This window comes from Anabaena sp. EIM26 (assembly GCF_057568715.1).
In genome coordinates, this window is the sequence record NZ_CM172472.1 from 4,337,431 (window position 1) to 4,359,379 (window position 21,949).

The 21,949-nt window shown below is 37.9% G+C and carries 23 protein-coding genes; 15 read left to right on the forward strand and 8 right to left on the reverse strand.

The features are described from left to right. The first annotated feature begins 53 nt into the window (after nucleotides 1-53). From AC012T_RS18730 to AC012T_RS18740, 3 genes are all read left to right on the forward strand, one after another. On the forward strand, nucleotides 54-1,316 hold the full coding sequence (locus AC012T_RS18730; RefSeq protein WP_487060243.1) for a hypothetical protein: 1,263 nt from the start codon (nucleotides 54-56) through the stop codon (nucleotides 1,314-1,316). A 226-nt stretch (nucleotides 1,317-1,542) separates the two neighbouring features. After that, on the forward strand, nucleotides 1,543-2,223 hold the full coding sequence (locus AC012T_RS18735; protein WP_487060244.1) for an ATP-dependent Zn protease: 681 nt from the start codon (nucleotides 1,543-1,545) through the stop codon (nucleotides 2,221-2,223). A gap of 35 nt (nucleotides 2,224-2,258) precedes the next feature. Continuing rightward, nucleotides 2,259-3,008 carry a Uma2 family endonuclease gene (locus AC012T_RS18740; protein WP_487060246.1) on the forward strand — a complete coding sequence of 250 codons (750 nt, stop codon included), beginning with the start codon at nucleotides 2,259-2,261 and terminating at the stop codon, nucleotides 3,006-3,008. Nucleotides 3,009-3,017: 9 nt separating this feature from the next. On the opposite strand, the gene AC012T_RS18745 is transcribed toward AC012T_RS18740, so the two are convergent. From AC012T_RS18745 to AC012T_RS18755, 3 genes are read right to left on the reverse strand one after another with little or no spacing between them, the layout of a single operon-like run. After that, nucleotides 3,018-3,227 (reverse strand): hypothetical protein, encoded by a 210-nt coding sequence (locus AC012T_RS18745; protein ID WP_487060247.1) that lies wholly within the window; start codon nucleotides 3,225-3,227, stop codon nucleotides 3,018-3,020. Between the two features lie 7 nt (nucleotides 3,228-3,234). Next, a complete protein-coding gene (locus AC012T_RS18750) occupies nucleotides 3,235-3,462 on the reverse strand; it encodes a type II toxin-antitoxin system HicB family antitoxin (protein WP_487060248.1) in 228 nt (75 codons plus the stop codon). Continuing rightward, complete coding sequence (locus AC012T_RS18755; RefSeq protein WP_487060249.1) at nucleotides 3,459-3,689, reverse strand: type II toxin-antitoxin system HicA family toxin; 231 nt, start codon at nucleotides 3,687-3,689, stop codon at nucleotides 3,459-3,461. Before AC012T_RS18755 ends, AC012T_RS18750 begins: the two co-directional genes overlap by 4 nt. A gap of 170 nt (nucleotides 3,690-3,859) precedes the next feature. On the opposite strand from AC012T_RS18755, the gene alaS reads away from it, so the two are divergent. From alaS to AC012T_RS18810, 11 genes are all read left to right on the forward strand, one after another. After that, nucleotides 3,860-6,502, forward strand: a complete 2,643-nt coding sequence (gene alaS / locus AC012T_RS18760; RefSeq protein WP_487060250.1) for an alanine--tRNA ligase — start codon at nucleotides 3,860-3,862, stop codon at nucleotides 6,500-6,502. A gap of 99 nt (nucleotides 6,503-6,601) precedes the next feature. Then, nucleotides 6,602-7,705, forward strand: a complete 1,104-nt coding sequence (locus tag AC012T_RS18765) for a hypothetical protein (RefSeq protein WP_487060251.1) — start codon at nucleotides 6,602-6,604, stop codon at nucleotides 7,703-7,705. Nucleotides 7,706-7,715: 10 nt separating this feature from the next. Further along, nucleotides 7,716-8,081, forward strand: coding sequence for a hypothetical protein (locus tag AC012T_RS18770; RefSeq protein WP_487060252.1), 366 nt, complete (start codon nucleotides 7,716-7,718; stop codon nucleotides 8,079-8,081). Nucleotides 8,082-8,088: 7 nt separating this feature from the next. Next, on the forward strand, nucleotides 8,089-8,826 hold the full coding sequence (locus AC012T_RS18775; protein WP_487060253.1) for a hypothetical protein: 738 nt from the start codon (nucleotides 8,089-8,091) through the stop codon (nucleotides 8,824-8,826). 52 nt (nucleotides 8,827-8,878) lie between these two features. Further along, nucleotides 8,879-9,463: a Uma2 family endonuclease gene (locus AC012T_RS18780; protein WP_487060254.1), complete on the forward strand. Its 585-nt coding sequence runs from the start codon at nucleotides 8,879-8,881 to the stop codon at nucleotides 9,461-9,463. Nucleotides 9,464-9,550: 87 nt separating this feature from the next. Further along, a complete protein-coding gene (locus tag AC012T_RS18785; protein WP_015215350.1) occupies nucleotides 9,551-9,811 on the forward strand; it encodes a hypothetical protein in 261 nt (86 codons plus the stop codon). A gap of 99 nt (nucleotides 9,812-9,910) precedes the next feature. Continuing rightward, nucleotides 9,911-10,288, forward strand: coding sequence for a VanZ family protein (locus AC012T_RS18790; RefSeq protein ID WP_487060255.1), 378 nt, complete (start codon nucleotides 9,911-9,913; stop codon nucleotides 10,286-10,288). Then, on the forward strand, nucleotides 10,285-10,977 hold the full coding sequence (locus tag AC012T_RS18795) for a class I SAM-dependent methyltransferase (RefSeq protein WP_487060256.1): 693 nt from the start codon (nucleotides 10,285-10,287) through the stop codon (nucleotides 10,975-10,977). The genes AC012T_RS18790 and AC012T_RS18795 overlap by 4 nt, the downstream gene beginning before the upstream one ends. A gap of 240 nt (nucleotides 10,978-11,217) precedes the next feature. Continuing rightward, nucleotides 11,218-12,507 (forward strand): glucose-1-phosphate adenylyltransferase, encoded by a 1,290-nt coding sequence (locus tag AC012T_RS18800; protein WP_487060257.1) that lies wholly within the window; start codon nucleotides 11,218-11,220, stop codon nucleotides 12,505-12,507. A gap of 34 nt (nucleotides 12,508-12,541) precedes the next feature. Beyond that, complete coding sequence (locus AC012T_RS18805) at nucleotides 12,542-13,087, forward strand: AAA family ATPase (protein WP_487060258.1); 546 nt, start codon at nucleotides 12,542-12,544, stop codon at nucleotides 13,085-13,087. A gap of 161 nt (nucleotides 13,088-13,248) precedes the next feature. Beyond that, nucleotides 13,249-14,238, forward strand: a complete 990-nt coding sequence (locus AC012T_RS18810; protein ID WP_487060259.1) for a DnaJ C-terminal domain-containing protein — start codon at nucleotides 13,249-13,251, stop codon at nucleotides 14,236-14,238. Between the two features lie 146 nt (nucleotides 14,239-14,384). Here the strand turns inward: AC012T_RS18810 and AC012T_RS18815 are convergent, their stop codons facing one another. The 3 genes from AC012T_RS18815 to AC012T_RS18825 form a co-directional block, all read right to left on the reverse strand. Further along, nucleotides 14,385-15,074 (reverse strand): Npun_F0296 family exosortase-dependent surface protein, encoded by a 690-nt coding sequence (locus AC012T_RS18815; RefSeq protein ID WP_487060260.1) that lies wholly within the window; start codon nucleotides 15,072-15,074, stop codon nucleotides 14,385-14,387. 1,041 nt (nucleotides 15,075-16,115) lie between these two features. Next, entirely contained in the window at nucleotides 16,116-16,652 is a 537-nt protein-coding gene (locus AC012T_RS18820; protein WP_487060261.1) for a peroxiredoxin family protein, read from the reverse strand. Between the two features lie 98 nt (nucleotides 16,653-16,750). After that, nucleotides 16,751-17,362 carry a peroxiredoxin gene (locus tag AC012T_RS18825; RefSeq protein ID WP_438891548.1) on the reverse strand — a complete coding sequence of 204 codons (612 nt, stop codon included), beginning with the start codon at nucleotides 17,360-17,362 and terminating at the stop codon, nucleotides 16,751-16,753. Nucleotides 17,363-17,501: 139 nt separating this feature from the next. Here AC012T_RS18825 and AC012T_RS18830 point away from each other — a divergent pair, with 139 nt between their 5' ends. Further along, on the forward strand, nucleotides 17,502-19,553 hold the full coding sequence (locus AC012T_RS18830; RefSeq protein ID WP_487060262.1) for an amylo-alpha-1,6-glucosidase: 2,052 nt from the start codon (nucleotides 17,502-17,504) through the stop codon (nucleotides 19,551-19,553). Nucleotides 19,554-19,606: 53 nt separating this feature from the next. Here the strand turns inward: AC012T_RS18830 and AC012T_RS18835 are convergent, their stop codons facing one another. Both AC012T_RS18835 and AC012T_RS18840 read right to left on the reverse strand, forming a co-directional pair. Continuing rightward, nucleotides 19,607-20,671 (reverse strand): YwqG family protein, encoded by a 1,065-nt coding sequence (locus AC012T_RS18835; protein WP_487060263.1) that lies wholly within the window; start codon nucleotides 20,669-20,671, stop codon nucleotides 19,607-19,609. Between the two features lie 182 nt (nucleotides 20,672-20,853). Then, a complete protein-coding gene (locus AC012T_RS18840) occupies nucleotides 20,854-21,909 on the reverse strand; it encodes a YwqG family protein (protein ID WP_487060264.1) in 1,056 nt (351 codons plus the stop codon). Between the last annotated feature and the right edge of the window lie 40 nt (nucleotides 21,910-21,949).

The following is a 21,949-nucleotide window of genomic DNA, read 5'->3' on the forward strand; positions in this document are numbered from 1 at the left end:
TAATTTTAAGCCGTACATGGGAATAATAGATTTAGTGAAGATTAGGTATGACTATGTTGGGTAAAATCAAATTTGTGGCTGTTCTCATCGCAGGTACTGCTGGGGTGTTATGGGTTGTGAACTTGCCATACCCCATGATTCGCAAACCTGTGGCACAGGTAGCACCCTTGCTGCTGTTACCTAGCTTTATGAGTATGGATCATCACTATCGAGGTGCTATTGATTCTCTGGAACAAGCAGATCAGTTAATTAGTAAAGCTACTAGCAGTGCGGATATTGAACTGGGTGGGGAAAAAGTCAAAGCTGCAAAAAAACACTTGGAGAATTTGCCAGTATGGTTTTTGGGTTATTATCCTCAACGTTATTGTAGCCTGTTCAGTTGTAGTTGGCGGTTTACTTTAGATGAATTTGAACAAGCACGACAACGGGTAGCGCGATTAGATGCTGTAGTTTTTCAAGATAAAAATGCTTTGATTCCTTTGAATGATGCAAGAACAGCTTTATCAGATGCAAAACAGCAATATGAACAAGCTACAACTACAAAAGATAGAGAGAAAGCGATCGCATCTTGGCAAACAGCTATAGATCAATTAGAGGAAATTTCTCGACAAACTCTAGCAGGTAAAACGGCACAGACTCAACTTATAGCCTACAAACGCGATTTTCAAAATGCGCGGGTTGGTAATTTTATTGCTGCTGCCCAAGAATTTGATTTAGAAGCGCAAAAAATACAACCAACAAAATCTCAAACTGCATCAGAATTATGGTTACAAGCAATTAACCGACTCGAACAAGTTCCCAATGATAATCCCCGTTATTTAGATGCACAAAAATTAATTGCCGCATATCAAGTTAAACAAAAAACGGTGAGTGATACCAGTAGCGGGACATATATTGAAGGTGCAAAGCAATTTGCATTAGCAGCTGCCAAAGCGTCCCAAAATCCTCCCCATTCTGCGCTTGAGTGGCAACAAATTGGTAATTTATGGGAAAAAGCAATTAACCTATTAGAGAATATTCGAGTACAAGAACCAAACTATGTAGAAGCACAAAAATTATTAGCACAGTATCAAACTAACTTGGGAATTATTAAAAGTCGTCTTCAATCTGAAAGCGAGTCAAAAGAAATTCTGAATCAAGCTAATAGCGAAATTCAAAGGTTGATTGCTTCTCCACCAACTGATAAAAATGTCATGAAAGCCGAAATCCAGGGAATAATAACTCGTTTAAATACTATTCAAACAGGGACAACTTCTTACACAGAATCACAGCGATTATTGACATTAGCAAATAAAAAACTTCAGCAAATACAGTGATTTGTGGTATTTATATTTTTTCAATAAAAAGTATAATTAATTAGTTTCTGTGCATGAAACATCTGGGGATAAATAATGTAGAGATGTTCCATGTAACTTCTCTACAAGGGTTTTGGGAAAAACATATATGAAGTGTGCATAAGCTTTATAATAGAGGTAATATTAACATTTGCTGTCAATAAACGCTTCATAATAAAAAAATTAAACCGTACTTTAAATAAATTCCATGAGTCAAACTGCGATCAATCTAATTGCGATATCTGTCTTTTTCATCACCCTCTCAACTCTGTTAGGCCCCTTAGTACACCTGTCACCGACAATACCGGCTTTAGTTACTGTGGCGTTTTTGGGTATTGCGACTTTGGACAATTTCAGCTTTCAGGGGAAGGGGGGGACAGTAGTATTAGATTGGTTAGCGCGATTTTCTCCAGAGTATAGAGAACGAATTATACATCATGAAGCAGGTCATTTTCTCGTCGCTCACCTGTTGGGGATTTCTGTCACAGGCTACACTCTCAGCGCGTGGGAAGCTTGGAAAATAGGACAACCAGGACAAGGTGGGGTGATTTTGGAAGATAGCGAAATTGCCAAACAATTGGAAAAAGGGAAAATTACTATCTCGATGTGCGACAGATATTGTAATATTTGGATGGCAGGAATTGCCGCAGAAAATCTGGTCTTCAACTCTGCTGAGGGTGGTGATGATGATAAAGCCAAGTTAAACCAGTTTTTGCAAGCTTTGGGTTTTGCGGATACAGTTTTTGAACAAAAACAGCGTTTTCATTTGCTGCAAGCTAAAAATCTGATTCAAGAAAATTGGGAAGGTTATCAAGCTTTGGTAAAAGCAATGAGAAAGGGGGTTGATGTTGAGGAGTGTAAAAAGGTGATTCGTGAAAGTGCGACATAATAGAAATATAAATTATAGCTTGAGGATAGTGAAAAATGTATCAAACAGATCCGCCACTTTCCCCGAAAGAAACATTACCCACAATGTATGATCTACCCAGTGAAGATCCAGAGGAGAAAGGTTTGCCAGATCAATTTCATTTATTGCAACCACAATTATTATCAGAAACATTTACTCCTGCTAATTATAAGATTGAGGAAATATTTACAGCCAGTGACATGAATCTGTATTATGATTCTCGTCATCCATTGTGGTATAAACGTCCTGATTGGTTTGCGGTTTTGGGTGTACCTTATTTGTATGGTGATCAGCAGGATTTAAGATTAAGTTATGTAGTTTGGCAAGAAGGAGTTAATCCTTATATTGTGGTAGAATTATTATCACCAGGAACAGAAAAAGAAGATTTAGGTCAAACATTGCGAGATGTGGAAAAACCACCGGGTAAATGGGAAATTTATGAGCAGATTTTAAGAGTACCTTATTACGCAATTTTTGATCGTTATAAATCTGAATTTAGAATGTTTCAATTAAATGGCGATCGCTATACTGAAGCAACTTTATCAAATTCCCGGTTCTGGATACCCAGTATAGAATTGGGTTTAGGAGTTTGGCAAGGTAGTTACAAAAATGTAAATATGCCTTGGTTGCGTTGGTATGATAAAAATGGAAATTGGGTACTAACTCCCACAGAATTAGAAAAAAAACGCGCAGATCAAGAAAGACAAAAAACAGAAAGATTAATTGCTCAATTACGTGCGCTTGGTGTTGAACCTGAGATAGATTAGATGTATTGTTTAATATTTTCCTCTTACTGGTTTACAGTCTGCAAAACCTAATGCTTCTGTATCCAGGAAACTAGCTATAGCCATTTCAATCACAGCTTCAACAGGATATTCAATTTCCGCAACATGGTTAATTAAAGCTGTTCTAATTTTTTCCGGTAATCGTTCTAAAATGAGAGCAGCATCAGAAGCAGAAAGTTGATCTAAAAGTTTTACTTGCATAAATTAATTAAGCCACATTAATCAATTGTTCTAAAGATTTAGCTAAGGGTAAAGGTTTGCCATCTTCTTGATATTCAGAAATTAGCATTTCTATTACTTCCTGAGCATTTTTAACAGCTTCTTCATAAGTATCACCATGAGTATGATATTTTTGAGTAGGAAATTCAGGTAAATGAACTAAATAACATTTATCTTCACTACTCCATTGAATAATGATAGTATAAGGTAAATTCATTCTTCTGACTCCTCCTCTTGAATTGATTTTAATTTAGCTAACTTTTCGTTAATTTCTTTTTCTATATAGAGTTTAGCATCATCTCCATCTTTACCAGATATGGTAATAGGATCTTCTGGTAATAAAGGATGATACCAACGGGTATGACTTCCTTTTGCTGAACGATAAACAAAACCGGCTTTTTTGAGTAAACTTTTTAATTCTCTAATTTTTTCGGCATTTTTCAACGGAAATATTATTAAGGTATATGTAATTTGATACTCATCAGTAATAAAAAACTCTGATGAAAGATACTGAAAGCTGACTATATTTAATATTTCCTGTCATAAGTTATAAATAGTAATGATGCTTTGTGCAGATTTTACCAAATTAATTAAATTTGATTTCTTAAACACTCATGTCTTCAACTCCCCAGTATCTTAGCGGTAACGATATTCGCGCTTTATTCCTTGACTTCTACACCCAACGGGGACACCAACCGCTTCCGAGTGCTTCCCTGGTTCCAGAAGATCCTACTGTGCTGCTGACTATTGCGGGAATGTTACCATTTAAACCGATATTCCTGGGACAGCGGACACCGGAATTTAAACGCGCTACGACTTCTCAGAAATGTATCCGCACCAATGATATCGAAAATGTGGGACGGACTAAGCGCCATCATACATTTTTTGAGATGTTGGGTAATTTTAGCTTTGGTGATTATTTTAAAGCGCAAGCGATCGCATGGGGTTGGGAAATATCAACTCAAGTTTTTGGGATTTCTCCTCAAAATCTCGTTGTCAGCGTGTTTGAGGAAGATGACGAAGCATTTAACATCTGGCGCGATAATATTGGTGTCACCGAAAAACGCATCAAACGCATGGGTGCAGATGATAACTTTTGGGTATCTGGCCCTACAGGCCCTTGTGGACCTTGTTCGGAAATTTATTACGATTTTCACCCAGAATTAGGTGATGATAATATTGATTTAGAAGATGATACCCGATTTATCGAGTTTTATAACTTGGTATTCATGCAATATAATCGGGATGTTTCTGGGAATTTAACCCCGTTGCAAAATCAGAATATTGACACGGGAATGGGTTTGGAAAGAATGGCACAAATCCTCCAAAAAGTGCCAAATAATTATGAAACAGATTTGATTTTCCCAATTCTTGAAACTGCGGCGAAAATTGCCAAAATTGATTATTACGAAAGTGATGAAAATATCAAAGTTTCTTTAAAAGTAATTGGTGATCATGTCCGTTCTGTTGTTCACATGATTGCTGATGAAATTCGCGCTTCTAATGTTGGTAGAGGTTACGTTTTACGGCGTTTAATTCGTCGCGTTGTTAGACATGGGAGATTAATTGGAATTTCTGGAGAATTTATTAACCAAGTTGCAGAAACAGCAATTTCTCTTTCTGAATCAGTTTACCCAAATTTGCGAAAAAGAGAAGCTGCTATTAAAGCCGAATTGCAAAGAGAAGAAGTGAATTTCCTCAAAACGCTAGATAGAGGAGAAAAGCTGTTAGCTGAAATTATCGCAACCGTGAAACAGCAAGGAAAAACTTCTATTAATGGTGAAAGTGCTTTTACCTTATATGATACCTACGGTTTCCCATTAGAATTAACCCAAGAAGTCGCAGAAGAAAATAATCTCACTGTTGACGTTGAAGGTTTCAACGTAGAAATGCAAAAACAGGTAGAACGCGCAAAAGCTGCACATGAAACTATTGATTTAACTGTTCAAGGTTCTTTAGATAAACTTGCAGAACATATCCATTCAACAGATTTTATCGGTTATACCGCAACAGCGACAACAGCAAAAATCGAAGTTTTGTTAGTTTCAGGTGTTTCTGAGGAAGCAGCAGAAGCAGGAACAGAAGTACAAATTGTTTTAGACAAAACTCCTTTTTACGCTGAATCAGGTGGACAAATCGGAGATAAGGGATATATTTCCGGTGACGGTGTTTTAATCAGAATAGAAGATGTAAAAAAAGAATCTGATTTCTTTATTCATTTCGGACGTATTGAAAGAGGTACAATTAGAATTGGTGACAATATAACCGCCCAAATTGACACCGCTTGTCGTCGTCGCGCTCAAGCTAATCATACAGCAACTCATTTATTACAAGCTGCGTTAAAGAAAGTTGTTGATGAGGGAATTTCTCAAGCTGGTTCTTTGGTTTCTTTTGATAGATTGCGGTTTGATTTTAACTGTCCTCGCGCTTTAACTGCTGAAGAAGTTCAACAAATTGAAGAATTAGTAAATACTTGGATTTCAGAAGCTCATGCTGCTAAAATAGAAGTACTGCCTATAGCGGAAGCAAAAGCTAAAGGTGCAGTAGCGATGTTTGGGGAAAAGTACGGTGATGATGTGCGTGTGATTGATTTCCCTGGTGTGTCAATGGAACTGTGCGGGGGAACTCACGTTAGCAATACTGCGGAAATTGGCGTTTTCAAGATTATTTCAGAAGCGGGAGTAGCTTCTGGAGTGAGAAGAATAGAAGCGGTTTCTGGTGCGGCGATATTGGATTATTTGAATGTGCGTGATACAGTAACGAAAGATTTGTGCGATCGCTTTAAAGTCAAACCAGAAGAGATACCAGACAGAATCACAACTCTGCAAACCGAACTCCGCAACAGCGAAAAACAAATCGAAAGCCTGAAAGCACAGATAGCCATAGTCAAGTCTGACAGCTTATTACAGACTGCGGAAACAGTAGGTGAACATAAGATAATTATTGCCCAAATGGAAGACGTGGACGCAGAATCATTAAAAGCTGCTGCGGAAAGATTATTGCAAAAAATCGGTAACGGTGCGGTGGTTTTAGGTTCAGTTCCCGAAGCCGGGAAAGTGAGTATAGTTGCAGCTTTCAGTCCCGAAGTGAATAAAAAAGGTGTACAAGCTGGGAAATTTGTCGGAACTATAGCAAAAATCTGTGGTGGTGGTGGTGGTGGAAAACCCAATTTAGCCCAAGCTGGGGGACGTGACGCAACCAAATTACCAGAAGCTTTAGAAACAGCAAAAACCGAGTTGGAAACATCTCTAAGTTAACATCTTGTGGGGTAGGCATCTTGCCTGCCCTATCTTTTGCTATGCTATTTTTTTAACCCCATTTCCAGTGCATCAACGCTATATCCTAACCAATATTTTATGAATATTAATGCTTTTGTTGATAATGGGTATACCCCTGGTAAAGACTTTTGTGAGAAATTTCTGTCAAGTACGGAGTTTACTGTTGAAACTCTCCGACTCATTTTATCAGGGACTAGTAATTTGAAAAAGGATAATGTAGCTATACACATAGCCGATGCACTAGAAAAAGGTAAGCTTACTCCAGAACAAATATTACTCCCTTATGTAAAACAGTCAAGAACATGGTTGAGTTTAAAATCAGGTTCATGCACTATTACTCCGAATCTGAATTCTGCTAAATCGCTGCTAACTGAATTTGGCAAAGATGGTTGGTACGGACCAATTGAGGAAGCAAGTCAACCAAATAAAAAGTGGTATATCAGAATTTATAGAATTTTTGATTATATTCAACGAGGAACTGGAACTGCTAGTGAACTAGATAAACGCTATATTCGCTGGTCTGTAATTGCTGAGGTAGGCCAAAAGTACATAGCTTTATCCTGGGACGGATTTACTTATAGTTCAACTACAGATGAACATATAGAAAAACGTACTCAATTCCCTTTCTGGAATCACATTCCTGGGTTTTTTGATGAATTAGCTAATAATTGCCAAACCAACTGGAAACATCCTAATCTTCATAAACTTGTTCTAGATGATATGTGGGATAAGTATCTCAATTGTGTTCCCTACAAATGGCGACACTTACATATTAGAGCAGAAGCATCAGGACTGGCCATAAATGCTCGTAGTGCAGGAGTTCAGGAGATTGATGTTAAGGGATTACAAGCTCTATCGCAACAGTTAGCTTATTCTGTTTTAAATATACTTGGGTTGTCCGGTGATCCTGAAAAGATCAATAATGCTGAAAATGCGATTTTGTTAACTTTAATCAAAGAGTGGGGTACTAAATCTTATGAATTTCAACTAAGTAAGGAACTAACTGCAACTGAAATAGAGACAGAAAAGTTAAAAAAAGTTGCAGTAAAATGTCTCATCAAAACACATTGCTATTTTGGACTTAAACCAAATTCCAAAACTCAAGACTCTTTTCCGCACCTAAAATGCTATGGTGGTAGTACCTCTGTTCTTGAGTTTCTGCTAAAAGAACTTGGATTCTAAGGCTAAAGTTATGACTAGCTTCATCCACAAGGGTCATTTGGACTTCTTATCTGAAAATCAGAAGGCTGAACTGAGTAAGCATTTTATGACGGCATTAACAACAGCAATGCCGCATCAACTTGCTGTGCGATTGGGTATAGAATACTCTGATGCTCTTGCTATCTTAACGATACTTGAAGAAGATGGACTCTGTGAAATGAAACTGCTTATATATCATAATTGTGAACCAGATGTACCAGCTGGTGCAATTCCGTTTGGTCAAGGCTTTCCTAATTTACCCTGGGTTTGCCCACTTTGTGAAAAGATTGTACATGATTATAATGAGTTATCTTATGATTTCATGGCACATTTTATGCAACAACATGAATTTGTTTAATTAATCTATGCCTATTTCAGATGATGACGTTCTTAAAGAGTATATTAAGGCACGTAAACTCTTAAAAGAAAGGGGGATTAAATGGCGTTCTTATTGGTATAAAGCGGATACAAGAATTTCTGAATATCTAGATATACTTAATAATCTTCTGACACATCAAGAATCGCAGAAAGCTGGTAAGCTGCTAGAACAGATTGTAGTGCTAGTTTTTAAAGGACTAGAAGGTGTTCAATCAATTAAAAGTTTTCAGTCAGCAGGACCTCAGTATGATTTGCTAGTTAGTGGCGATGATTTAGAATGGCAAGAAGTCTGCGATACGCTATATCTTGATTGGAATCAGAGAGATATAGTAATTGAAGCAAAAGCAACACAAAAACCTTTAGAAGATCACCAATTTGCTCGATTATGTAGCATTATGGAACATAATTTAAGAGGTGCAGGTCTGGGAATTTTTGTAACATTAAATGGAGCATCAGGCTTTCCTAAAGCAGGAGAACCACGGCAAAGAAAAGTAAGTGATTGTAGGCTGCGCCAAATAATTTTTCATGCTAAAACAAATAAAATCATAGTTGTTCTAGACAAAGAAGATTTATTTGAATTAACAAAAAATGGAACTTTGATTGAAGTATTAACTAGAAAAATTAGAGATTTATCTGAATTAAGTGGTCTTCCTACTGCTCCTGTTGAAAATTGCCAGGAAATAGATTTACCTGCACATTTAAAAAGTCTTTACGAAGATAATTAATTATAATCAATCTTATCATTTATTTAGGTAAAGTTAATAGAGGATTAAAATTATGACTATTGCACAAGAAACACGCTACTATTCACCTGAAGAATACCTAGAACTAGAGGTAAACTCAGAAATACGTCATGAATATATTGATGGATTAATTATACCAATGACCGGCGGAACACCAAATCATAACCAACTTGCACTTAATTTCAGTGGTACACTTAATTATCTTCTCAAACGACAACCTTATCAAGTCTTTGTTACAGATCAACGTCTTTGGATACCTGACAAAAAAATTCACACCTATCCTGATGTTATGGTTGTGAAAAATCCCTTAATTTATGAAGAAGGAAGAAAAGACACTTTAGTAAATCCTGTGATGATTGCAGAAGTATTATCCAAATCTACCAGAAGCAAAGATAGAGATGAAAAATTCGCAGCTTATCGCACAATTTCTACTTTACAAGAATATATTTTAATTGATCAATACACAATGCAGGTTGAACAATATTTTAGAACAGATAATAACAAATGGATATTTTCAGAATTTGTAGATGCAGATGAAAATTTAAATTTAGCCTCTGTTCCCTGCCAAATCACTCTCGCAGATATTTATGATAAAGTTGAATTTAATACAGAAGAATAAAAAACTCCCAACTCAATCTTACTCTCCGTGCCTCTGCGCCTCTGCGTGAGACTATAATAATTTAAAATACCAAAGGAGTCAATAAAAATGAGTCGCATCAATCCGTACACATTACAGTTACAAATTACCAGAATGTTTGAACAAGGACAATCATTCTTTGCTATCACCAAAGTACAAGAATGGTTGCAAGAACGTCAACACAACCCAGCAGACTACGAGATTATTTTCCACAAAAAACCCGCACCTCCTGGTTCTAAAGAAGTGATGGTCATAGAAATAGAACTAAAACGCAAAGATGGACAACCCGTAGATCCTTGGTTACAAGAACAAGCCAATTTGCACGCTTAGTTAACAGCTAGATTAAAATTCCCAAGATCCAAGTTTGCAATTTGCGGAATGTGTGCTGATATCTCTGTATTCAGCAAAACACCATTCAAAATCAGACAAATGACAACTCATCAACGTTGGGTTTTTGCGTTTTGGGTTTATTTGGGAATTTTACTTTCTATTTTTATCTCAGCTTACCTCCGCATCATACCTACGGAACTAGCAATATTTGCCCATTATGACACGATTATGCATTTTCTTTTATTAGGAATGGCAGCTTATCTCGGTCATCAAGCATTAAATCAACGTAAGTTTAAAATATTTAATATTCCTTTACCACTTGCACCATTCATAGTCTTATTAGTTTCTATCTCTGATGAGATAGTACAATCTTTTGTACCTTATCGCAGTGCTGATATTATAGATTTAGCTGCTGATATTTTGGGTATTATTGTATTTACTTGGTTAGCCGAAAAATTTCCAAAATTACTAACATGAATAATATCAATCTTTGGACAACATCAGAACACGCTTTACGCTATTTGGGAAAAGCAGACAAAATACCCCACCGCACTGAAGGGGAAGCTGTTTTGTTAGCACAAGTTCCTCAGAATATTAAACGCGTACTTGACTTAGGAACTGGAGATGGACGCTTATTAGCATTGCTTAAAATTGATCGTCCCCAGATGAACAGCATAGCAATTGATTTTTCTCCTACTATGCTAGAAGCAGTGAAACAGAGGTTTTTTGAAGATAAAACTGTACAAGTCATCAGCCATAATCTAAATGAACCTTTACCAGATTTAGGTTTATTTGATGCAATTGTTTCTAGTTTTGCTATTCATCATCTCATCCACGAACGCAAACTCTCCTTGTATGCAGAAATTTTCCAACGTCTGGAACCAGGTGGTATTTTTTGTAACTTAGAACACGTAGCTTCGTCAACACCTACAGTACATGAGAAGTTTTTACAAGCACTCAGTATCGAAATAGAAAACGACGACCCCTCAAATAAACTTTTAGATGTGGAAACACAACTGGTTTGGTTACGAAAGATTGGTTTTACAGATGTTGACTGTTACTGGAAGTGGCTAGAATTAGCTCTATTGATAGGGGTAAAAGCAAAAGACACCACACCATCACCCCATCAAATGAATCAAAAGACTGATGTAAATTCTGCTCTCTAGCAATATTTTCGTTGATACTAAGCAAAATATCGTTATTGAAATCCAGAAACAGAGATTTTGATGAAGTTTTCTGATTTATTAATACAAATGTTCTAATATTCTCTCTGATTTAGTAACGTTATTCATTACCAACAGCATTCTCAAAAATTCCTTCGCAAGATTCTTTGATCCCCCCTTATCAGCTGCCACATACAGTCCTAAACTGTAGATGAGAGTTGAAAGGCAGTTCGGAGAAATTTTGTGAAAAAAGTCTTAGCAATCATTCTTGGTGGGGGTGCGGGTACTCGGCTTTATCCGCTAACCAAACTCCGTGCTAAACCAGCAGTACCAGTTGCTGGTAAGTACCGCTTAATAGATATCCCTGTTAGCAACTGCATCAATTCAGAAATTTTTAAAATCTATGTGTTGACACAATTCAACTCAGCCTCTCTGAATCGTCACATTGCTCGTGCTTACAATTTTAGTGGTTTCAGCGAAGGTTTTGTAGAAGTGCTGGCTGCACAGCAAACACCAGAAAACCCTAACTGGTTCCAAGGTACGGCTGATGCGGTGCGTCAGTACATCTGGATGTTACAGGATTGGGATGTAGAAGAATTTTTGATTCTTTCTGGTGATCACCTATATCGCATGGATTACCGCCAGTTTATCCAGCGTCACAGAGATACTAATGCGGATATTACTCTTTCTGTGATTCCTATTGACGATCGCCGTGCTTCGGATTTTGGTTTGATGAAAATCAACGATGCAGGTAGGGTGATTGACTTTAGTGAGAAACCCAAGGGTGACGATTTAGCCCAAATGCGTGTCGATACGACCGTGCTGGGATTGACAAAAGAACAAGCCGAATTACAGCCATATATCGCCTCTATGGGGATTTATGTCTTTAAAAAAGATGTTTTGATCAAGTTATTGAAAGAATCTTTAGAACGGACTGATTTTGGCAAAGAAATTATCCCTGATGCGGCAAAGGATCACAACGTCCAGGCGTATCTCTTCGATGACTATTGGGAAGATATTGGAACAATTGAAGCATTTTATAATGCCAATTTAGCTCTAACCCAGCAACCAATGCCGCCCTTTAGCTTCTACGATGAGGAATCTCCAATTTACACCCGTGCGCGGTATTTACCTCCTTCAAAGCTGCTAAATTGCCAAATAACCGAATCAATGATTGGTGAAGGTTGCATTTTGAAAAATTGCCGGATTCAGCATTCAGTGTTGGGAGTGCGATCGCGGATTGAGTCAGGATGTGTGATTGAAGAATCCCTACTTATGGGTGCAGATTATTACCAACCGTCTGTAGAACGCCAATGTAGCCTAGAACAAGGTGACATCCCTGTAGGCATTGGTACAGATACCATCATTCGCCGTGCCATCATTGATAAAAATGCCCGCATTGGTCACGATGTGAAAATTATCAATAAAGACAATGTGCAGGAAGCCGAACGTGAAAAGCAAGGCTTTTTCATCCGGAGTGGTATTGTAGTTGTCCTCAAAAATGCTGTAATTGCTGACGGTACAATTATCTAAAAGTGATGAGTTATGAGTTATGAGTAATTGAATTATGGATAAAACTTCTAATTATTCTTCACTCCTAACTTCTCACTCAACGCTCCCAAATTTGCACTCAGTACTTAGTACTCAATACTTGGTACTTTTCTTACTGATTGGTCTTCCTGGTAGCGGTAAGTCAACATTAGCAAAACAATTACTGACACAATGCCCCCAGATGCAGCTAATTTCTACAGATGCCATCCGGGGGCAACTCTTTGGTTCAGAAGCAATTCAGGGGACATGGCTGTTGATTTGGCGGGAAATAGAACGGCAATTTCAGCAAGCTACAACTGTAGGTATCCCCACTATTTTCGATGCCACCAACGCCCAAAGGAGAAATCGCCGTGAACTCATAGAATTAGCCCGTGATTTGGGCTTTACACACATTACTGGGATCTGGGTGAGAACTCCAGTCTGGATGTGTTTAGTACGTAATCAAAAACGCGATCGCCAGGTTCCTGAAGAAATTATTTTGCGAATGCACCGTCAACTCCGGGATGCGCCCCCCAGCTTAGAAGAAGGACTAGATAGACTGATTTGCTTTCCAGATTGGTGAGAGTACGGGAATTGCGCTGAGACTGTGAGCGACAACCACACTTGATTTCCCATATTATTTGTTAATTTAATATCAGAATCTTTTGCCCTTATATCTGGCAAACAGTCAATCTCAATATCTTAGAAAAAAACATAACCTAAATTTTTACAGGAGGCTGGTAGATGGCTGCAACCGACTTCAAAGACTATTACTCAATTTTAGGAATCAGTAAAACTGCCACTCCAGAAGAAATTAAACAAGCTTTTCGTAAACTAGCCCGCAAGTTTCACCCGGATGTTAACCCAGGTAACAAGCAAGCAGAGGCAAAATTTAAAGAAGTTAATGAAGCTTACGAAGTTCTCTCTGACCCAGATAAGCGCAAAAAGTACGACCAATATGGTCAATACTGGAAACAGGCTGGTGAAGGCTTCCCTGGAGGTGGTGCTGGTGTTGATATGAGTGGCTTTGACTTCAGTCAATACGGCAGCTTTAATGATTTTATCAATGAGTTATTTGGTGGTGCTGGCCCACGCACAGGAAAACAAAGTTACTCTTATCGCACTTCTACAAGTAGACCCAGTGGCGGTTTTGGTGGTGTTAATGATTTTGGTTTTCAAGATGCAGGTGCTAGTGCTATCCAAGATACCGAAGCTGTGATCAGCTTAACTTTTGCTGAAGCTTTTGCAGGTGTCCAAAAACGCTTCGGTTTAGGTAACGAAACAATTGATGTTCGCATCCCTGCCGGGGCTAAATCTGGGACTCGTCTACGGCTGCGGGGTAAAGGTCAAATCAACCCCATGACTCAACAACGGGGAGATTTGTATTTAAAGGTGGAATTGCAACCCCATTCTTTTTTCCAACTTGAGGGTGATAATTTAGTTTGCGAAGTGCTAATTACACCGGATGAGGCTACCTTGGGTGCTGCTATTGATGTACCCACACCCGATGGTAATGTCAATGTGAAGTTGCCCGCAGGAGTACGCTCTGGTCAATCCCTGCGCTTACGTGGTAAAGGCTGGCCTCTGGCTAAGGGTGGACGTGGTGATCAGTTTGTGAAAGTTGCGATCGCACCTCCAAAAGACCTCAGTCCGCAAGAGAGGGAATATTATGAAAAAATCCGGGCTATCCGTACCTATCATCCCCGCAGTCATTTGGCACAAGTTAAATTATAACCAATTCTTAACTGAACTAATTTCGTTAAACTAAAAAACTGCTATGTCAGGTTACACACATAGCAGTTATAAATTAGGGAACTGAGATTTGAGAATCTCAGCACTCTCATATTTAATTTTTACGCTTACCAAATAAATCTATAAATCTACCCTTTCACTGTCACTTTATTTTGTAAGCGTTTGAATAATGAAGTCATACCACAAGCACCTACTGCCAATACACCTAACATCATGTTAGATTCTGGAACACTCCTATTAGCTAATCTATAGGCGTGGTTATCTGTTTCAAAGGCAACACCGTCTGAACGCATCACAACTCGGTCAAATTTTTCACCTGCGTCACCAACAAGATTGATAAACTTATTAGATTTAGTGCTAGTCCAGTCACCATCAGCTACAGCATTTGGCACATCTGAGCCACTAAAAGACTTTAACAACTGATTACCGTTGTAAATGTCAATAAAGTTGTAACTATCCAATGAGCCGGCATAAAAACCGAAGTAATCAACAGCTTCTTTGAACTTAATATTAACAAACCCACTGTCGCCTGCGACATTACTACCTAATGGAGAAATTGTTAGATATTTTGTATCATCCCCATAAGGTGAAGCATATTGACTAGATACACTACCTTGAACAATATTAGTAGTGATATTGGAGTAGGTAACAAAACCATTTGGGTCATTTGCTGTGCCGTCATCAAAGGTGATGGTTTTGGTATCAGAGTAAGTAGAGAACATACCGGGGCTTTCTATCATGCTAACAGCACTAGCTGGATTTGCGCTCATGACCACAGCAGTTATTCCCAGTAAAGCCAAGGATAATTTTTGCAGCATTCTAACAAGTAACCTCTAAATAAATATCAACTGGATGGAAACGGATTTTTTCTCAAAACCTAGCTATAAATAAGCTGGATTTATGACTTCAAAGACCTAGACACAAGGATTATCTGTCTTGTCTATGATTTGAATTTTGCAAGCCGTAAAAGATTAATCTCTCTCGAAGCTCTATGATATTATTTTGATGGTTATTGATATAAAAATATACTGTACTTGTACGGATTTATTATTAAAGATTAAGTGAAGACTATTGGCTGCAATTGTGAAAGTATTTTAAGTAGGAGATAGGATAAATTTTGTACAAGAAAGCCAGTTTATATTTATAGCTATATTTACGTAATTTTTTGTGAAGTAGGCTGGGTTAAAAATTGTTGTTATAACAAAGCAGAATACAGAAGGTAGAAGGGAAAAGGTTTTTGGGCAACTTTACTTTTTTTACATTCTACGGTTTTTTGCGTCTTTATACTTAGACAGGACTTATGCAAAACAGAACGAAAGTAGCGATAATACCGCAACGGGCAAGCAAGCTACATGAATTACTGTTACGTAATAATCAGGTTTTCATGCACATCTTGCGTAAGTCCTATTAGACACAAATTTAGGGCTAAATTTTTGCAATTAATTCTGTAAAATTGCTGAATACACAGTCAATCCCAGATTTTTATCTTAATCTTAATTCTTAATGAAAAATTTCCCCTTCGGGCGAGGCAGGAGGCAGAAGGCTGTTAAAGGGATGCGTATTTACGCCGTCTTGTACCTGGATTTTTCAGTAGAAGTCAAAAACTGAAACTAAGTAGGTAGACACTAAAAAACTAAAGTATGCAACGAAATGTAAATTTGCCTAAAAACCTCTTCCCTTCTGCCTCCTGCCCTCTGCCTCCTGCCTTGTCTCAACGATAAATATTTATGCCCACCTACTTATATCACCTTTGCCATTAACATTATCCCAAACCCTTTTATCATCTCTGGTGTCGTTTGGGTAGTTTGCTATGATGGACTTGCAATCAAGCGATCGCAATGCCGACTTTGAACTCTACCTTAATTAAACTGTTCCAACAATCTTTCTACAGTGGCATTGTGATCTAAAAATGAAAATAAATGCCGATAAAGCAATTTTCCATCTTTATCTAATACAAATTGTGCTGGTAAAGGCGCTCCTAAAGCTTGTCCTACTTGATAAGTCCGAAATGTATGACAACTAGGGTCGCTTAATAAGGGCATTTTTAAGCCTAAGTCTTGGACAACTATTTGACTTTGCTTTTTGTCGGTACTTGTAATCATCAAAACTTCTATACCCCGATTCTTAAACTCTTCATAATTTTCATTTAAGGCTTTAATATGGGGATAGCAAAAAGGGCAATATTGTTTTTCTGTGAAAATCCGGGTAAAAGCCAGTAAGACAGGCTGTTTACCTCGATAATCAGATAGTTTTAAGGTGCGATTATTTGTAATATCAGATAATTTAAAATCTGGTGTTCCCACCCCTATTCTAAATTCATCTAATGCTGGTTTTGGTAACAGGTTGCGAAAGAATCGCTCATTGAATAAGCCAGTAAAATCTGTTGATGTCAACATAAATAATTAAATATTAAGAATTCATGGGGGATTGGTGATTGGTAATTGGGAAAAACTTTTACCCAGTACCCAATACCTAGTCCCCAGTCCCCAATTCCTTAAACTGCTGCGAAGTAAACTTTGGACTTAACTGGGTCGGGAACCATTGTTTTTTCTCCAGGTTGCCAACCAGCAGGACAAACTTCATCCGGGTTAGTTTGAACGTGTTGAATAGCTTGTAATGTACGTAAAGTTTCTTCAACACTGCGACCAAAAGCTAAATTGTTAACAGTGGAGTGCTGAATGATACCATCTTTATCAATGATAAACAAACCGCGCAAAGCAATACCTGCTGAGGGGTCGAGAACATTGTAAGCAGCGCTAATTTCTTTCTTGATGTCGGAAACTAGGGCATAGTTTAAGTCACCAACACCACCGGCTTTACGATCTGTTTGAATCCAAGCTAGGTGGGAAAATTCGCTATCAACGGAAACACCGAGAACTTCTGTGTTAAGCTTCTTGAATTCTTCGTAGCGATCGCTAAATGCTGTAATTTCCGTGGGGCAAACAAAGGTAAAGTCTAAGGGGTAGAAAAATAAAACAACATATTTACCCCGATACTCAGAAAGTTTAATCGTTTTAAATTCCTGGTCTAGCACTGCTGTTGCTGCAAAGTCGGGAGCCTGCTGACCAACCCGGAGGCAGTCTACTGTTCCGTAAGTGAGCGTCATTAACCTGATTCTCCTTTAACTTATATCCATTTCTTAGCTTGGGACTTTAGATAAGTTACAACTCACCCATCTAAGCTTGTCACAGTTTAATTACGATCTGTTACAACTATATCATACTCATAACGATTTTGAGTAACCAATGACTAATTTAGATACTAGAGAATGGTTACTAACCAATGGCTTAGGTGGTTTTGCTAGTGGTACAGTTGCGGATGTGCATACACGGACTTATCATGGATGGCTATTTGCGGCAACAAATCCACCTTCTGGGCGCAAATTACTGTTTTCCCATTTAGAAGGCAGCTTAGAAATACCCGGTAAAGTGATAGCACTGGGGACAAATTTTTGGGACAGTGGTCAAAAAATTGAGCCAACAGGCTATGAGATGCTACGCCATTTCGATATTAACCCAGTTCCTAAATGGGTTTGGGGTGAAGAAAACTGGCAGTTAACTAGACAGTTAGTGATGCCTTATGGGTTTGTGGGGGGAGAAAGGGAGAATAAATTACCAAATATCAATGCTCAAAGGATTTTGATTCAGTATCGGTATGAGGGTAAAGAAGCGGGGATTTTAAGGTTAAGACTGTTGATAGGCGATCGCGATTTTCATCAGCAGCAAAATGAAAGCGAGAAATTACATTTTTCCCAATTGGTGAGTCCACAGCTAGTTTGTCTACAAGCGAACAATTGCGGACAATTTGGTACACCTTGGTATCTACGCTGGACAAAAGGAGAGTATCAAGCTGATGGAGTTTGGTACTGGAATTATGGTTTACCAGAAGAAAAAAAACGGGGTTTATGCGATCGCGAAGACCTTTATAGTCCAGGCTATTTAACAGTTAATCTCCAACCAGGAGATATTCTCACCCTAGAAGCAAAAGTAGGTTTACCTGACCCCCAGCAACCAATTCTCTCTCCCGATAGCTTTTCTGAAGCCGTGGAGGCAGAACAAGAGAGACTTTCGCAAATTTTCGGCTGGAGAGGAGAAGAGGCAGGAGGCAGGGGGGAAAATTACTCATCCTTTACTCACCAATCACCTATTAAGCAAAAACTACTTAAAGCTAGTGATCAATTTATTGTTTATCGTGCTTCCATTGCTGGCCCCACAGTAATTGCAGGATATCACTGGTTTAATGATTGGGGACGAGATACTTTAATTGCTTTACCAGGATTGACTTTAGTTACAGGGCGTTTTGAGATAGCAAAAGGACTCTTAAAAACTTTTGGGCGTTATTGTCGTTATGGACTCATACCCAATGCCTTTCCTGATGTTGATAGCGAACCGTTTTATAACAGTATTGATGCCGCATTGTGGTGGATTGAAACTTTAGGACTTTATTTAGAAGCTACTCAAGATTGGCAGTTTTTAGTAGAGCAATTTCCCGTTGTCCAGCAAATTCACAAAGCCTTTGTTGGTGGAACTCGCTACAATATTCAACTTGATGCCACTGATGGGCTAATTTGTTGGGATGCTAATGGTGTAGCTTTGACTTGGATGGATGCGGTAGTTGGGGGATTACCGGTGACACCCCGTCGCGGGAAAGCTGTAGAAATCAATGCTCTTTGGTATTCGGCTTTATGTTGGTTGAGTCAATGGGCTGAACGTTTGAGCCAAATAGATATAGAAAATTCTGTGCGTTTAACTCATCAAGCACAACGCTATAGACAGCAAGCAGAACAGGTAAAAGTTTCGTTACAAAAGTTCTGGAATCCGCAATTAGGCTATTTTTATGATTTTATTGATCCAGATGATGGACGGAATTCGCAAATTCGCCCTAATGCTGTTTTGGCTTTATCTTTGCACCATTGCGGTTTTTCGCAACAGCAAAGTTGCCAAGTTTTAGATTTAGCCACTGCTCGATTGTTGACTCCTTATGGTTTGCGGAGTCTTGATCCTGGTGATCCAGAATATGTAGGGATATATGAGGGAAATTCAGAAAAGCGCGATCGCTCTTATCATCAAGGTACTGTTTGGTGTTGGTTAATTGGTGCATATATCCGAGCTTGGGAACGTTTTTACCCGGAGGAAACGATACCTTTTGACTGGGAACCGCTAATTAATCACTTTCTCTCTGATGGTTGTTTGGGTTCAATTTCGGAAATTTTCGATGGTGATGCACCGCATATATCAAGAGGTGCGATCGCACAAGCTTGGTCTGTGGCTGAAGTGATTCGGCACTTTAAAACCTAGCTTTCTTGAGCTTAGAGACGTTCGATGGAACGTCTCTACAATTATGGGTTAATTCAACTACAAGCATAGGTGTAAAGAACCTTAGAAAAATCCAAACGTTTAAGTGCAGAAGGCTGAATAAAAAAGTTACCAACTCCCATATCTCCCCAAATTATTGAGTTATCATCATCAGAGTCCATTTGGAATAACAGAAAATCGTAACCTTCTTCTTCTAACAACAGATGACGCTCATCTTCCTGTACAAATTGGGGATACCCACCTAAACGGTGTCCTTCTAGTGAGTATTCATATTTTTCTATATATTCTTCCATGAAATCATCTACCAGTTCTTCTAAAGAATTTTCTATTGCCTCAGTGAGATTACTCTGTTGGAAAATGGTAGAAAAATAGCTTTTAACTAAGGATATAAAACGATAATCCCATGTACTCATAGGAGTTGATTGCATAGAAAAATTCAAGGCTAAACAGAGTTTTTTTTGTAATGGAAAACATCTAGGTTCAGGCAAAAAATCAAAATCATTTAGTAGATTATCAATATTTAAATCTGGTTCAGGAAAGTAAAGCACTCGGAAAGTTGTTTGTGCCAATGGCAGAGCATAATCTATTCCGTATGCTGTTTTACCTGATGTTTCAATATAAAACTGAAGAATACCTTTTTCTGGTAAACTTTCTAAAGTAGGAGTTTCTGCAAAGTTGATTTGTGCTAAAAGATTCAGGGGATTACCATCTGGGGCTGTGGGATAGGTAAGATGTTTAGGAAAATATGGTAAACCGCCAAATTTACTTTGCCATAAGGTAGTTTCTGGAGTTGAATATGGAGTAATTTTGATATGGGGTTTGGCAGTTGCCGTGGCAAATTCATCTACACGAGATTTTAAGTCTAAGAACATTTCATATAATTCATCTGGGGTAAGATCTTTGTCATTTTCGTCTACTGGGATAGATTCGCTATCACACCAACCCTGTGTGAGTAGTTCTTGAATACTTTGATTGAAAAAAGCTTCTGCTTCAGTCTCAGAAGAGAATTCATGAAGTTGTTGATCATGTGTAACATTGCAGCCGTCTAGATGAATAGAAGTTCTGAATGAATTTAATCTAAATATTTTATTGCGTTTCATAAAACTTAACCGGAAATGTTCTAAAAAATTTGAATTCAATATTTTGGAAATAAAAAAATATTAGATATGAGATTTTTTAGCAAAATCATAGCAAAAAAAAGAAGGTTGTTTACTAGTTTGTTGTGTCTTTAAATATGCCATCATCACAGTTTATGCATCCAACAAAATTACTATAACGTTTTTCAACTACAAGCATAGGTGTAAAGAACCTTAGAAAAATCCAAACGTTTGAGTGCAGAAGGCTGAATAAAAAAGTGACCTACACCCATATCTCCCCACATAATGGAGTCATCATCCTCAGAGTCCATTTGGAATAACAGAAAGTCATAACCTTCCTCTTGCATAAAACAACAACGTCTATCGTCCTGTACAAATTTTGGATATCCTCCTAATTGGTGTCCTTGGAATAAATGTTCATATTTTTCTCTATACTCATATCTGAAATCATCAGCCATTTCTTCTAAAGACATCTTCATAGCTTCTGTTAAATTACTCTGTTGAAAGATAGAAAAATATCTTTTATAACATTCCTTAAACTGATAATCATGAACAGACATAGGATGAGAGTTGACAGCGAACTTCAAAGCTAAAAATTGTTCTTCTAATGGACCCACAAATTCTGGCAAAAAATCAAAATTATTTAGTAAATTATCAATATTTAAATCTATTTCAGGAAAGTATAGAACTCGAAAAGTAGTTTGGGCTAATTGCGGATTATCTCCTAGTCCAAAGGTTGTTTCTTCTGATGTTTCAATATAAAACTGAAGAATGCCTTTTTCGGGTAAATCTTCTATTTTAGGAGTTTCTGCAAAGTTGATTTGTGCTAAAAGATTAAGGGGAATACCTCTTGGGCTTGTGGGATATTCCAAATGTTTAGGAAAATAAGGTAAACCGCCAAATTTACTTTGCCATAAAGTAGTTTCTGTTGTTGAATGTGCAGTTATTTCTATATAAGGTTTGGCGGTTGAATTAGCAAATTCATCTAGCCGTGATTGCAATCCTAAATACATTTCATATACTTGATATAGTGTAAAATCTTTGTTTTCTTCGTCGTTGGCAATAGATTGTTCGCGCCAACCCTCTGCTAGTAATTTTTGAACACATTGGTCAAAAAAAGCTTCTGCTTCTGCTTCCGAAGGAAATTGGAAAAGCTCCCCTCCATCTAGAACATTACAGTCATCTAGGTAAATAGAAGTTCTCTCCTTGAAATACCAAACAAATTTCTTATTGCATTTCATGATAATTCACCTGAAATTATTTGTTAGTGCTTGGTTAATA

Coding starts and splice junctions, on each gene's coding strand:
- AC012T_RS18730 (WP_487060243.1), top strand. CDS start 54: ATGTTGGGTAAAATCAAATTTGTGGCTGTTCTCATCGCAGGTACTGCT.
- AC012T_RS18735 (WP_487060244.1), top strand. CDS start 1,543: ATGAGTCAAACTGCGATCAATCTAATTGCGATATCTGTCTTTTTCATC.
- AC012T_RS18740 (WP_487060246.1), top strand. CDS start 2,259: ATGTATCAAACAGATCCGCCACTTTCCCCGAAAGAAACATTACCCACA.
- AC012T_RS18745 (WP_487060247.1), bottom strand. CDS start 3,227: ATGCAAGTAAAACTTTTAGATCAACTTTCTGCTTCTGATGCTGCTCTC.
- AC012T_RS18750 (WP_487060248.1), bottom strand. CDS start 3,462: ATGAATTTACCTTATACTATCATTATTCAATGGAGTAGTGAAGATAAA.
- alaS (WP_487060250.1), top strand. CDS start 3,860: ATGTCTTCAACTCCCCAGTATCTTAGCGGTAACGATATTCGCGCTTTA.
- AC012T_RS18765 (WP_487060251.1), top strand. CDS start 6,602: ATGAATATTAATGCTTTTGTTGATAATGGGTATACCCCTGGTAAAGAC.
- AC012T_RS18770 (WP_487060252.1), top strand. CDS start 7,716: ATGACTAGCTTCATCCACAAGGGTCATTTGGACTTCTTATCTGAAAAT.
- AC012T_RS18775 (WP_487060253.1), top strand. CDS start 8,089: ATGCCTATTTCAGATGATGACGTTCTTAAAGAGTATATTAAGGCACGT.
- AC012T_RS18780 (WP_487060254.1), top strand. CDS start 8,879: ATGACTATTGCACAAGAAACACGCTACTATTCACCTGAAGAATACCTA.
- AC012T_RS18785 (WP_015215350.1), top strand. CDS start 9,551: ATGAGTCGCATCAATCCGTACACATTACAGTTACAAATTACCAGAATG.
- AC012T_RS18790 (WP_487060255.1), top strand. CDS start 9,911: ATGACAACTCATCAACGTTGGGTTTTTGCGTTTTGGGTTTATTTGGGA.
- AC012T_RS18795 (WP_487060256.1), top strand. CDS start 10,285: ATGAATAATATCAATCTTTGGACAACATCAGAACACGCTTTACGCTAT.
- AC012T_RS18805 (WP_487060258.1), top strand. CDS start 12,542: ATGGATAAAACTTCTAATTATTCTTCACTCCTAACTTCTCACTCAACG.
- AC012T_RS18810 (WP_487060259.1), top strand. CDS start 13,249: ATGGCTGCAACCGACTTCAAAGACTATTACTCAATTTTAGGAATCAGT.
- AC012T_RS18815 (WP_487060260.1), bottom strand. CDS start 15,074: ATGCTGCAAAAATTATCCTTGGCTTTACTGGGAATAACTGCTGTGGTC.
- AC012T_RS18820 (WP_487060261.1), bottom strand. CDS start 16,652: ATGTTGACATCAACAGATTTTACTGGCTTATTCAATGAGCGATTCTTT.
- AC012T_RS18825 (WP_438891548.1), bottom strand. CDS start 17,362: ATGACGCTCACTTACGGAACAGTAGACTGCCTCCGGGTTGGTCAGCAG.
- AC012T_RS18830 (WP_487060262.1), top strand. CDS start 17,502: ATGACTAATTTAGATACTAGAGAATGGTTACTAACCAATGGCTTAGGT.
- AC012T_RS18835 (WP_487060263.1), bottom strand. CDS start 20,671: ATGAAACGCAATAAAATATTTAGATTAAATTCATTCAGAACTTCTATT.
- AC012T_RS18840 (WP_487060264.1), bottom strand. CDS start 21,909: ATGAAATGCAATAAGAAATTTGTTTGGTATTTCAAGGAGAGAACTTCT.